We start from the raw sequence: 11,543 nt of genomic DNA on the forward strand, positions 1-11,543 counted from the left end.
CTCGGTGACATCATCAGCCTCTTCTCAGTCGATGAGTGCAGAAACTTCTTCAAGGCAGCAGGATATGAGGCCGAATAGATGCGACACGCTTTAGCCGAGCCTTCAGCTTGACCCATTGCGCCGGATCGACTTCGATTTCGAAAACGGAATATTGTACCCGCTGGCCATAATCACGGCACGCTTTCGCGACATTGCGCAAACGCGCGGCACCGTTGCCTTCAGTCGTATTGACGTCATAGGTGACCAGAACCAGCATCACCAAAAATCCTATTTCCAGAGCCAGGGCGGATATGCATCAAGATCGCCGCGCAGGTGCCGCGCCAGCATCTGCGCCTGCAGATATGGCGTCAGCCCCATCGGCGCCTTTTCCTCCAGGAAGGGATGAAGCCGCTCATCCTTCTTGCGCTCCTGCCAGGCCGTCAACACCAGCTTGCGGGCATCGTCCGACATCATCACGGCGCCGCCGTCACGGGTCTCGAAATCCTTTGCCCGCACCTGCCGGCGATTGATAAGCGACAGCGCCAACCGGACGGCCATGATGGGGCGCATCTCTTCCATCAGGTCAAGCGCCAGGCTGGGGCGACCGGGGCGATCACGATGCAGGAAACCAACCGCCGGATCGAGACCCACACTTTCGCAGGCGCTGCGACAGTCATGCGTCAGAAGCGTATAGAGAAACGACAGGAGCGCGTTGACGGGATCAAGCGGCGGACGGCGCGAACGGCCTGTCCAGCGCATTTCGGCATCCGGCGAGCGGATCAGATGATCGAAAACGGAAAAATAGAGGTTGGCGGCCTCCCCTTCCGATCCGCGCAGCGCATCGAGCGTGTCGTCGGAAATCTCCACGCGCCGCACGATACGCGCCAGCCGCTCCGTCACCGTCGTGATCGCCATCCTATCCGCGTCCGAAAAATCCGGACCATAATCGCGCAGGGACCGCATCAGCACCGAGCGCTGGTTGGCGATCTTGCCGATCACGATCGAGCGAACGATTTCCTCCGGCAGGTCGGAGGCACGATATTGCGCCCGGCGCAGCAGCACATTGCCCGTCACGGGACCTTCTATCCGCGCCTGGAAACGGCCGTTCCGGTCAAGAAGCACGATGGAGATGCCGGCCGCCGCGCAGGCGGCCATCAGCGCCGGAGACACAAAGATTGCGCCGAAAAACGGCGACCGATGCCAGCATATGCAGGGGTACCCGGGCGCGCTCAACCCCTTCCACTTCGGCCACGAGATTTTCGCCGTCCTTGCGCAGCGAAGCGTTTTCGGTGGTGACATAAAGCGTATTGAGCAGTTTTTTCATGGGGATGCCTCCTCCGCCAGCAGCCTGTCCAGCATCCGCCCACGCCAGACCTTCACCGGACGCGCCACGATCCCGGGGCGACAGAGTTCCAGAAGCGAACAGGCGCGGCAACGTTCGCGCCTTACTGTCGGTCGCGGCGTTTCGCGGCTGTCGAACACCGCCTGCATTTCGCCGATGACCTGCCGGGTCACCTGCCGCAGTCCCTCATCGAACGGCACGACAAGCCGGCGTTTGGTCTCGGCATAAAACAGTGCCCCTTCCGGCACTGCGCTACCCGTCATTTCTTCCAGGCAGAGCGCCTGCGCACAAAGCTGCACTTCATCGGCGCGATGCGGTTTTGGTTTGCCGCGCTTGTATTCGATCGGAAAGGGCGTCTCGCCATTTGCATCCGTCATCGGATGAAACTCGACAACATCGGCAATGCCGGAAATGTTCAACTGGCGCGAGGCGATCGCAAGCGCCATGACCCGCCGCACGCCACGCGCCATTCGCCCACCACCCTTGTCGGCCACGGCGTGCAGCACATTGCCTTCGGCCGTAAACCGGTTGTCGGCCCAGACCCGCTCCACATGGATCAGTGCCGCCTGGCGCAGGCAATAGACGGCGTGCTGCAGGGCGGACAGCGGAATGGGTTCTCCCCTTTCCGCGCCCGGGTCGTCTTTTCCGGCATTTTCCCGCGCCGGAAGCATGGCTCAAAGCCCGCAGGGATAAAGGATCTCGATGCCTTTTTCCGCCAACCCGGCCTCATCGACATCGATCCGGTAATCGGAAAATTTGCGTGCCGGCGGCAGGTTGCCCAGCCCGCGATCATCGATTTCGCGGAATTCGCCATCGATATTGCGGCCGATCTTCACACGATCGAACAGCTGGCCGGCCGGCGCGTTGCCGAGCGCATTCTCGTGTTTGAACACGATCAGCTTGCGGGTGGTCATCTCGCCACGGGCGGCTGCACGGTCATGTTCGAACATGGTGCAGAGAGCCTCGAACAGAAGATCAAGATCGCCTTGCGAAAAACCGGTGCGCTCGGCGAATTTCGCCGAGATGAAGCCATGTGCGACATAGAGGCCGTAAGGCACGATATGCTTGCGCCCCATGGTGCGATTGTCGGTGCGCTCGCTGCCGTCATCGCCTTCCGCCTTCTGCTTCTTTTCCGCCTCGTTGGTGGCGGCCATGCGGGTGATGGAGATTTCCAGCGGCATGATAGGCTCGACCGAATTGGCAAACGTCAGCTGCACCGGCCCCTTGACCTGGCCGGCATTGATACTGGTAGACATGACGGCACCGAATGTGCGCACATCGAAGAAGTTGCGGCACATGAAATCGCGCAGTTGCACGGCCTCTGTATCGTCCTTCGGATTGAGCTTCGCGTCCTTGCTCGCCTTCGGGTCGTCGGGGCGCAGTGCCTTGTAGGCCAAACGGTGTTTTTCGTTGAGGATCGCGCCTTCCTGAACGTAGATATGAAAGCCATCCTGTTTCTCGCGGGCAAGCTCCACATAATTCCGGATCTTGCGCTTCAGGCTGACATCGGAAACGAGGCCCTTGTTGGTTTCCGGGTCGAGACGCGGCAGGTTGCCGGCATCGGGATCGCCGTTCGGATTGCCATTGGTGACATCGAAGATCAGGACGAAATCATAACGGTTGGCGAGCGTGGTCATTCTGCGGTCTCCCCCGAAACCTCGGTTTTTCTGGATTTGAAAGCTTCGCTGCGCTGGTGATGATAACCCAGACCGAAATAGGCCTGTTCCTGCGCATTGAGCGAAGCTGGATATGGATCCTGTAACGGATCATCCGATGGCGTCATCAGGTCCATAATCTCGCGGATCTGCCTCTGAAGATTGATTTCCCAACCGGGGCTTGCCTTGCGAACCTTGGAAAGGTGATTGACGGAACCGGCATCCAGGGTCGCAAAAACCTTGCGGGGCTGGGATGATGCGGAACCGTAAAATTTGTCCTTGATCGTCGCGTTGAGCTTGGGCCCAAGCGCCGCCGATTGGATTTGCTCATAAGTGGCAAACAGCCGCCCGAGCAGATAACCTCTGTTTTTGCAGTCCGGGTCCAGCGCCACAGGAGCCTCCAGTTTGAAATTGCGGACAAGAAGTGCCTTCAGGATGCCGACGCGAAGTGCGTTGATCTCACCATCCGCGCGAATGCGGGTCAAAACGGATGACATCAGCGTCAGCGGATAGTGGGTACCGGCGAGGATCGCACGCATCCATTCGCCTGCGAGATTGGGAGCCACGTTTTCACGTTTTCCCAGAACCGCGGTTTCATTCAGATAGCGCCAGAGCGGCGGATATCCCTCCCTCGGGGACGGCTCGACACGCATGTCGGCGATAAATTGCTGGTAGTTTTTTGCGAGCACGCCAAAATCGTCCTCGAAATGGAAACGGATCGACAGGCGGGCGGCATTGGGCGCAAGGCCGAGCACGTAAAAACGCACACCTTCCGCCAGATCCGGCGCAAAACTCGCGACCCGCCGCCCCTCACGGATTTTTGTCAGAATATCGCCGACCTTGTCCGCCTGCATGTTCTCATCGAGGTTTGTCGCCGGACCATCCAGCATCATGCCGAAAAGCCGTTCCGCCACATCTGCCGCATCCGAATGGGCCTCGGACGCATCCGCCCAAAACACCGTCGAGGCATCGCCGATCTGGATGCGGTGGCCGCTGTCGCGTTCGAGAAAACGGTTGAGTGCCGTCGTGTAAGCAAAGGCCGCCGCCTCGGAAACGGGTGCGTTGTCACCCTGTTCATGCCCGTAGGACTCGAAGGCATCGAGGTTGAAGGACACCAACGCCGCACCCGAGGACTGCGCGCCCCAGACACCTTTGATGGATGGATGCAGTCGTGCAACAGGGCCAGCCTTGCCCGTGACCAGACAGATCTGATCTTCCTTGCCGCCTTGCACGAAGAGACCAGCCCAGAGCTCTCTGGTTGCTTGTCGGTCATGCAGGCGGATATGGCGCAAGCGGTCACTCTCGAGAGCAAAAACGACGTTCTGGTCCTTCATATCCTCCTGCCAAAACGGCGGGACGAACTGATCCGCCGTCCAGCTGCGAAGGAACAACAGCAACGCTTTCAGCCCCACGTCCTCGGTCGCGGCGAGATCGGCCTCGTGGCGAGAGACGAACGCGGCATGTTCATCCGCCGTGCGCTTGCCTTCTCCCGCCGTCACGCCCAGCACATAGGACGTCTTGTCCCAGAGAAAATTCGGAGCGATGCCGGCGGTTCGCTTTACCGCCTGCGGCACGAGCATCGTCGGAGGGGTCTTTTTCTTGCCGCTCACCTCACGGATATCAGAGACGCTCGCAACACTGCCATCGATGTTCAGCGAGACCACGACACCGATCTTTTCCGTCGAAAACCCATATGGCGGCGCATCGGGCAAACGGTCGTAAGCCCTTGCCAGCGAGGCCAGAATGCTCATCGGCGGATCTCCGGCGAATTGGGAGCAGGCACACGCACGATACCGTTTTCGAGCACGGCGCGGAAAAACATCGATGGCTTGCCGCTTGCCTGATGATCGATATCCCACAGCATGAAGCCGAGATCGCGCGGCGCACCGAAACCGAGGCTGGCGAGTTTTTCACGCGGTTCGGGCAGCGGTGCATCCGGTGGCAGAAGCTCGAAATGAGCCGCGAATTCCCGTGTGCCGAGGCAGGGCTGATGAAAACACTGCCCCCGCTCGGCGCGCCGGTTGAAGATATCGAGATGTTTGCCCTCGTTGTCGTCGGGACCGGCCTTGTCGGTCAATTCGAAATGCGCCTCGATGACATAGGCCGGCTTGACCAGCACGGTGGACGCGCGCTGCTGCCGGTCCTCATCGACCAGTAATTGCAGACCCTGAAGATCGCCGCGCTTCATGGCACTCTTGATCTTGCCCGCTGGCGCCTTGCCGCCGACCTCGTTGCGGCGGATCGATTGAAAACGGATCGGCTCCAGAACATGGATGGCATCGACCACCCAGCGGATCGCCGGTTTCCAGTGGATGGCTTCGAGTATGCCCCGAATGGCCGACGGCGTCGGAACATCGTAGCTGACCCGTTCGACCTTCATCTCCGGGCGCGTAAAAAGGGCATAATTACCAAAGATTTTCAGGCGAATTCCGTAGGACAATGGCCTCTCCCGATTCGATTGTAACGGGTCTACGCCTCGGCGACCGGTTGCAGCCAATCGCCGGGTCATTGGCAGCCAATGAAACTATGAACTCGCGCTCAAGCCGTAGTACCTCGCCTCTGCTGGCGGTGTCGGATTCCCACAATATCTCGCGGGTTATTGTCATCACGCGTCTCGCTTCACGCGATGGAAAATCCGCTACGATCGAAGGTTTGTGCGGACTTCCGAGATACGTAATGGAATCCGTCAAATCACTGCCGACATATATTTTGCGGTTTGGCCAAGTAATTTTATAAATGACATACATTGGCCCATCCAATTTGCTGCAGAAATTCAGATCACCTGAATATCCAGAGCCAGATAATCCGCATCCTCCCACGACATCCCCACATCCTCCCGATACAGACTGTCGGTCTGCAACACCGCAAACTGATCGGCCCGAACCTCCGGGTCCATGAATTTCACATGCCCGTTCGCGATCATCAGGCCGCGCGCGGCCTCCGGCATCTGCACAACGTATAATTGCAATTCGCGAGCCAATCGCCCAGATGGAATTTCCCTTATGGAGAGCTTATCCACAGCGGCGCGCGCCGCAGCATCCCGCGCGACGATGACCGGCACCATGTTGCTGTCGATCATGCGGAAATCCGCCGCCACGCTGCGATAGGCAAAGTCACTGCCTGTCTTGCCGGGTTTCAGCCCATTGAGGTCTATCCGAAAGCGATCGACGATGTCCTTGCTGTCCAGCCCCTTTTTACCTGCACGCCAATAAACCTCGCCAAAATAGTCTTCGATGGCCTGGGGCGCGAGCAGGTCTTCCGCATGTTTCTCTACCATCCGCCCCATGTCGCCAATCAGCCCCCTGATCTCCGAGGGCGGCGGATAATCCGGGGCTACGAACACCGTCACAATGCTGTCCACAATCGGTCTTCTGCCTTCGCGATTGCACCGCCCCGCAGCCTGCGCAATGGAATCGAGCCCCGCCTCGGCCCGCCAGACTTTTGGGAAATCCACATCGACCCCGGCTTCGATCAGGCTGGTGGCAATCACCCGACAGGGCTCTCCATGCCTGAGACGATCGCGCACATCCGCGAGGATTTCCCGCCGATGAACCGCATATTGGCGCGTCGTCAGATGCACCATCCCTTCGAGGCCCGCCGCCTCTGCCTCCCGAAACAGGTCCAGGGCATGGCGGCGACTGTTGACGATCACGAGGCCCTGCTGTTCGACCTCGAGAGCGGCGACGAGATCGGCATTGGTCATCTCCTCCACGCGCTTTATCGTTACCCGTTTCAATTCGCGGGCCAGTTCAGGCGGGTTCGGCGCCAGCTCGCGACCCTCAAGCTTCAAGCCGGCCGGGTGTTTTGGCGCGACGGCCACACCATCGGCGAACTTCCGTTCGTCCAGCGCCGGCTGTGTCGCCGTGCACAGCACGATCGTGCATTTGTAATTACGCGCCAACTCGTCCAACGCCCGCACCGACGGAGAAAGCAGGGATTTTGGAATCGTCTGGGCCTCATCGAGAATGATGATCGAACCGGCGATATTGTGCAGCTTTCGCGCACGCGATGTCCTGGCCGCAAACAGGCTCTCGAAAAGCTGCACATTGGTTGTCACGACGACGGGGGCCGCCCAGTCTTCCATGGCAAGTTTCAGCTTGTCGCGGCTCTCGCGATTTCCCTTGGCGTCGAGCTTCTCCTCATCGATCGCCGAGTGATGTTCGAGGACGTTATCCTCGCCGAGAATGCTGCGGAAAATCGCCGCCGTCTGGTCGATGATGGATGTGAAGGGAATGGCGTAGATGATCCGGCGATGTCCATGCAAAGCGGCATGATCCAGCGCGAAAGCCAGCGAGGCCAGCGTCTTGCCGCCGCCCGTCGGCACGGTCAGGGTGAACAGGCCGGGCGCATCTGCCGCCCTGGAACGCACATGCGAAAGAATTTTGGCACGCAAATGGTTCAGTGTGCCTACGGGCTCGCCCTTGGCGGCCATATGACTCTCGAAACCGGCAAGGAAAGATGGCAACAACGCCTGCAGGGACTGCCAGCTTCGGTTAATCTCGCGCCGCTCAAGGTCCGCGTAAAAATTCTCGGTATCCTTGAAATCGGCATCCACGAGACACGAAAATAGCATCCGCCCGCAGAACGCCAACTGGAAGGCAAAACGATCCTTGTCCCAAGAGAATTTTGGCGCCAGACCGCAAAGATCGGCTGCCAGTTCGGTATTCCAGACCGGATCGAGCGAGGTCCCGTCAAATCCGGCGATGCGGTCCGTCAGCGACGCCTCGCTGCCGCGCATATCGGGAAGACCGGCATGATGGCCTAAAATCGCATAGGCGATCAGTTCCGCCATATGTCGATCGGCCGCGCCAGCCGTCTGCAATATCTGCCAGGCCCCGGCTGTCGAATGATCGACGGAGATATTTGCCCCCGCCAGACGTTTCTGGAAGGCGGCGGTATATTTGCCGAGATCATGGAAAAGCCCGGCCAGATATGCAGCCTTCTCAAGCCCGAGCGGCACGGCCATCTCGGCAGCAAGGGCGGCTACCTGCTTCAGATGCGCCTCAAGCACCTGCCAGTCGCGAGTGCCGCCGACTGTGCCGGAATGCGCGTAATACATCGAAATCTCCCTCGCAGTCATGATGCAAGAGAAAACAAATCAACTCAAGGTAGTTTTTTTATCATCAACGAGTTTAAGCCCGTGCGAACACGAAGACAGCCCGCATCCAAGGGAATGCGCCCTAGCAGCCAAGCCTGCAAATTTCCGACGGCGAAAAGCGACAATTGGCCCAAAAACAGCTAAAGTTTTTCGGCGGGCGGACTTTAGTTCCAAGGAAAACTATTAAAAAATTATCATGCAATGGCGGAGAGGGTGGGATTCGAACCCACGATACGGTTGCCCGTATGCCGCATTTCGAGTGCGGTGCTTTCGACCACTCAGCCACCTCTCCGCTTGAGCATGATGACGCGTTGGTCAGCGCGAGGCGGTTCATAGCGATGAAAATCCGGGCTGGCAAGAGGCCAAAAGAAACTCTTTGTAGATAGTCACCTTGACAGTTTTTTGACTCTCGCTTATTCCCGCACGCAATCAGGCGTGGAAAGCTTTCCTCGCCTCTTTGTTTGTGTGGTTTTGCCCTAAACGCTTTCCCGCAAATTTTCACCGGCAGGCCTTTTGGGCAACCTTAAAAGCCTGACATCCCGACTGACAAAAAGACGGCCATCCCCTTGGGATAGAGCCGGAACGAACATGAAAGGATAAAGAATGTTCGCAGTCATCAAGACCGGCGGTAAGCAGTACCGCGTGGCCGCCAACGACGTGCTCACCATCGAAAAGCTGGAAGCCGAAGCTGGTGCAGTCTTAGAATTCAACGAAATCCTGGTCGTCGGCGTTGGCGCCGATGCCAAGTTCGGTGCGCCTTTCGTAGCCGGCGCCATCGTCAAGGCTGAAGTCGTTGAACATAACCGTGGCAAGAAGGTTCTTTCCTTCAAGAAGCGTCGCCGTCAGAATTCCAAGCGTATTCGCGGTCATCGCCAGCATCACACGGTTGTTCGTATCACCGACATCGTCGCTTAATCGGGTTTCGTAGGTTTAAAGGAGAACTCCCATGGCACATAAAAAAGCTGGCGGTTCATCGCGTAACGGTCGCGATTCTAACTCCAAGCGCCTTGGCGTGAAGAAGTTCGGTGGCGAAGTCGTCATCGCAGGCAACATTATCGTGCGCCAGCGCGGTACGCAGTGGCATCCGGGCGCCAATGTCGGCCTCGGCAAGGACCACACCATTTTTGCGCTCACCGCCGGCAACGTGAACTACCGTACGAAGGCTAACGGCCGCGTATACGTGTCCGTGATGCCGAAAGCCGAAGCCGCAGAATAAAGCCGGCAAGCGTTAGCAACCGGCGTCTCATCGACCCGGTTGAACGTTAAAGGTTCAGTCAAAGAAAAGGGGAGATGGGGCGCCACCCACCTCCCCTTTTTCTTTACCCTCACGAAGGAGACTGAACATGCAAGGCGAATTGTTGAGGAGCAGCCAATCACGGTTGCCCGAAGAGCGGCCAAGGCCCGATCGGCTGAGAAGCAGTTGCCCCGTCTTATTGTCGCCAAGGCTCGTTTTGCGCGCGCCTCACGAAGAAGACATCGACGCACTTGCCCATCTCGCCAACAATGCGAATATTGCGACCATGGTCGCCCGCATGCCGCACCCCTATACGGCCAAAGACGCCGCAGACTTTGTGCGACGTACGAAAGATGGCGTGATTGGCAAATGCGTCTATGCCATTACCAACGCCGATAACGGAAAATTCCTGGGCTGCTGCGCTCTCGAACCGCAGGAAGACCCGGCCACGCTGGAAATCGGCTATTGGCTGGGCGAACCCTATTGGAACCAGGGGATTGCCACCGAAGCAGCTCATGCGCTGATCGACATGGCTTTTCGCACTCGCGACATCGATCATATCGATGCGCGCTGCCGGGTTACCAATATCGCCTCGCGCCGTGTCATCCAGAAATGCGGCTTTCAGTTTCAGGGCTCCGGCATGGTCGGCTCGCTGGCGCTTGGTGGCATGGTGCCGGTCGAATGGTTCAGGCTCGACCGCAAGACCTGGATGTCGCTGAGAAGCTGGGGGGAAATGCGATGATCGCCTCGCCCTGCGAAAAGCAAGCCGTCCGTGTCGACATGGGGCTCTGCCCGGTCATCCGCACGCCACGCCTCCTGTTACGGCCTCACACACTGGAAGATGCCGGCGCGATTGCGGCCTCGCTTGCCGATTTTTCGGTCTCGCGCATGCTTGCCCGCGTGCCCGCACCTTTCCATCGGCAGGATGCCGTGGACTGGCTGAAAAGCCAGGCGAACAGCAAGCTGCCAGACTGGAACTTTGCCATCTGCGATACCGATGGAAGTCATATCGGCGCCGTCAGCATTGAGCTTCGACACGGGCAATGGCATCTCGGTTATTGGCTGAACCGAAGCGCTTGGAACCGCGGTTTGATGACGGAAGCGGCTGGAACCGCCTTGAAGGCGTTTTTCGAACGTATGCCGGAAGCGCCGATACATTCCGGCATGTTTTCCGACAACCCGGGATCGCTGCGGGTCCAGCAGAAGCTTGGTTTTGCCATTACCGGCTGCCGTGACATGTTTTCGGTCGCGCGCAATGCCATGGTCATGCACATCGATACGGTCATCACAGCCCGGGATTTTGTCGAGACCACCAGAAAATAACATGCCGGGGCGGGAAGCCGCCCCGGACATTTCAATTGACGTCGAGCCAGACGGGAAAATGATCTGATCCCTTGGCGTCCATATCGACAAACACATCCCGAACACGGGGAAACAGTTGGTGATTGACAAAACAGTAATCGAGATGCGCCTTCTGCGGTCCTTCCGGCGGTTCGATCCAGCTGTAGCAATCGGGCGTCAGGCGACCGAAACGCGCCAGCACGTCAACCGGCTGGTTGGCACGAAGGGCGCGTCCGTAAAAATGATCGTCATGTCCGACCATGGCGATATATTCCGGCGTTTCGGGCTCCATGTTGAAATCGCCCATGACCACAAAGTCCTGCGGCAGCGGCAAAACCGGAACGCCGTTGGCGACAAGACCCGTCAACGCACCACCTTCACCCACAAAATTCAGGACACGGTCCTTCAGAAAAGCAATCTGCGCCAGCCGCTCGTCCGGAGAGACATGATCGAGATGAACGGAATAGGTGCGTATGGCGCCGCCCGGCGCGTCGACCACCACTTCAAGCGCGCTGCGCTGCAGGTTGATATGCTCGACACTGTGGCTGCGCGGCAGAAGCAGGTTGCGGATGGCAAGGATCGGCCAGCGCGACAGGATCATGTTGCCGAACTGGAAACGCCGTTCCCTGGCCCGTCCGTTTTCGATCCTGCTGTCCAGCAAAGCGTCGCAACCGGCACCATAAGCGGCAAAAAATTCAGGAAACAGGTCCTGCAGGGCGGCGACCATGTCGACGTGATCGTTTTCCGGCGAGTTGCGCGTGACCTCCTGCAGGGCGATCACATCGGCTCCGGCAAGGCTTGTCGCGATGCGCTCCAGGTCGAAACGGCCATCAAGGCCGAAACCGTATTGGATGTTATAGCTTACGAACTTCATGATATTCTTTGACCTCAGCC

Annotated in this window: 12 protein-coding genes, 1 tRNA gene and 1 pseudogene; 4 read left to right on the forward strand and 10 right to left on the reverse strand. The window is 58.6% G+C overall.

Features of this window, described 5'->3' with window-relative positions:
• Positions 1-88: 88 nt before the first annotated feature.
• The 9 genes and pseudogenes from cas2 to J2T09_RS19570 all read right to left on the reverse strand — a co-directional run.
• Positions 89-256 (reverse strand): annotated as a pseudogene (gene cas2, locus J2T09_RS19530) (CRISPR-associated endonuclease Cas2); the annotation flags it as partial.
• Positions 257-267: 11 nt separating this feature from the next.
• Positions 268-1,134, reverse strand: a complete 867-nt coding sequence (cas1c, locus tag J2T09_RS19535) for a type I-C CRISPR-associated endonuclease Cas1c (protein WP_306837762.1) — start codon at positions 1,132-1,134, stop codon at positions 268-270.
• Positions 1,091-1,303 carry a CRISPR-associated endonuclease Cas1 gene (locus J2T09_RS19540; RefSeq protein WP_306837662.1) on the reverse strand — a complete coding sequence of 71 codons (213 nt, stop codon included), beginning with the start codon at positions 1,301-1,303 and terminating at the stop codon, positions 1,091-1,093. The genes cas1c and J2T09_RS19540 overlap by 44 nt, the downstream gene beginning before the upstream one ends.
• Entirely contained in the window at positions 1,300-1,992 is a 693-nt protein-coding gene (gene cas4, locus J2T09_RS19545; protein WP_306837663.1) for a CRISPR-associated protein Cas4, read from the reverse strand. Before cas4 ends, J2T09_RS19540 begins: the two co-directional genes overlap by 4 nt.
• Positions 1,993-1,995: 3 nt before the next feature.
• On the reverse strand, positions 1,996-2,958 hold the full coding sequence (cas7c, locus tag J2T09_RS19550; protein ID WP_306837664.1) for a type I-C CRISPR-associated protein Cas7/Csd2: 963 nt from the start codon (positions 2,956-2,958) through the stop codon (positions 1,996-1,998).
• Positions 2,955-4,727, reverse strand: a complete 1,773-nt coding sequence (gene cas8c, locus J2T09_RS19555) for a type I-C CRISPR-associated protein Cas8c/Csd1 (protein ID WP_306837665.1) — start codon at positions 4,725-4,727, stop codon at positions 2,955-2,957. Before cas8c ends, cas7c begins: the two co-directional genes overlap by 4 nt.
• Complete coding sequence (gene cas5c, locus J2T09_RS19560) at positions 4,724-5,416, reverse strand: type I-C CRISPR-associated protein Cas5c (RefSeq protein ID WP_306837666.1); 693 nt, start codon at positions 5,414-5,416, stop codon at positions 4,724-4,726. Before cas5c ends, cas8c begins: the two co-directional genes overlap by 4 nt.
• Before the next feature lie 333 nt (positions 5,417-5,749).
• Positions 5,750-8,035, reverse strand: coding sequence for a CRISPR-associated helicase Cas3' (gene cas3 / locus J2T09_RS19565; RefSeq protein WP_306837667.1), 2,286 nt, complete (start codon positions 8,033-8,035; stop codon positions 5,750-5,752).
• 241 nt (positions 8,036-8,276) lie between these two features.
• Positions 8,277-8,366, reverse strand: a tRNA-Ser gene (locus J2T09_RS19570).
• 311 nt (positions 8,367-8,677) lie between these two features.
• Here J2T09_RS19570 and rplU point away from each other — a divergent pair.
• The 4 genes from rplU to J2T09_RS19590 all read left to right on the forward strand — a co-directional run bounded on the left by rplU (position 8,678) and on the right by J2T09_RS19590 (position 10,631).
• Complete coding sequence (gene rplU / locus J2T09_RS19575; protein ID WP_306837668.1) at positions 8,678-8,989, forward strand: 50S ribosomal protein L21; 312 nt, start codon at positions 8,678-8,680, stop codon at positions 8,987-8,989.
• Between the two features lie 31 nt (positions 8,990-9,020).
• A complete protein-coding gene (gene rpmA / locus J2T09_RS19580) occupies positions 9,021-9,290 on the forward strand; it encodes a 50S ribosomal protein L27 (protein WP_132278681.1) in 270 nt (89 codons plus the stop codon).
• Between the two features lie 127 nt (positions 9,291-9,417).
• Entirely contained in the window at positions 9,418-10,050 is a 633-nt protein-coding gene (locus tag J2T09_RS19585) for a GNAT family N-acetyltransferase (RefSeq protein WP_306837669.1), read from the forward strand.
• On the forward strand, positions 10,047-10,631 hold the full coding sequence (locus J2T09_RS19590) for a GNAT family N-acetyltransferase (protein ID WP_306837670.1): 585 nt from the start codon (positions 10,047-10,049) through the stop codon (positions 10,629-10,631). Before J2T09_RS19585 ends, J2T09_RS19590 begins: the two co-directional genes overlap by 4 nt.
• A gap of 31 nt (positions 10,632-10,662) precedes the next feature.
• Here J2T09_RS19590 and J2T09_RS19595 read toward each other — a convergent pair whose 3' ends face one another.
• Positions 10,663-11,523: an endonuclease/exonuclease/phosphatase family protein gene (locus J2T09_RS19595; protein WP_306837671.1), complete on the reverse strand. Its 861-nt coding sequence runs from the start codon at positions 11,521-11,523 to the stop codon at positions 10,663-10,665.
• Positions 11,524-11,543 lie beyond the last annotated feature (20 nt).

It is taken from the genome of Neorhizobium huautlense, assembly GCF_030811685.1.
GTDB lineage: Bacteria > Pseudomonadota > Alphaproteobacteria > Rhizobiales > Rhizobiaceae > Neorhizobium > Neorhizobium huautlense_A.

Bases quoted from the DNA above. Each gene is read 5' to 3' on its own strand.
- cas1c (WP_306837762.1), bottom strand. From the start codon at position 1,134: ATGGCCGCCTGCGCGGCGGCCGGCATCTCCATCGTGCTTCTTGACCGG.
- J2T09_RS19540 (WP_306837662.1), bottom strand. From the start codon at position 1,303: ATGAAAAAACTGCTCAATACGCTTTATGTCACCACCGAAAACGCTTCG.
- cas4 (WP_306837663.1), bottom strand. From the start codon at position 1,992: ATGCTTCCGGCGCGGGAAAATGCCGGAAAAGACGACCCGGGCGCGGAA.
- cas7c (WP_306837664.1), bottom strand. From the start codon at position 2,958: ATGACCACGCTCGCCAACCGTTATGATTTCGTCCTGATCTTCGATGTC.
- cas8c (WP_306837665.1), bottom strand. From the start codon at position 4,727: ATGAGCATTCTGGCCTCGCTGGCAAGGGCTTACGACCGTTTGCCCGAT.
- cas3 (WP_306837667.1), bottom strand. From the start codon at position 8,035: ATGTATTACGCGCATTCCGGCACAGTCGGCGGCACTCGCGACTGGCAG.
- rplU (WP_306837668.1), top strand. From the start codon at position 8,678: ATGTTCGCAGTCATCAAGACCGGCGGTAAGCAGTACCGCGTGGCCGCC.
- rpmA (WP_132278681.1), top strand. From the start codon at position 9,021: ATGGCACATAAAAAAGCTGGCGGTTCATCGCGTAACGGTCGCGATTCT.
- J2T09_RS19585 (WP_306837669.1), top strand. From the start codon at position 9,418: ATGCAAGGCGAATTGTTGAGGAGCAGCCAATCACGGTTGCCCGAAGAG.
- J2T09_RS19590 (WP_306837670.1), top strand. From the start codon at position 10,047: ATGATCGCCTCGCCCTGCGAAAAGCAAGCCGTCCGTGTCGACATGGGG.
- J2T09_RS19595 (WP_306837671.1), bottom strand. From the start codon at position 11,523: ATGAAGTTCGTAAGCTATAACATCCAATACGGTTTCGGCCTTGATGGC.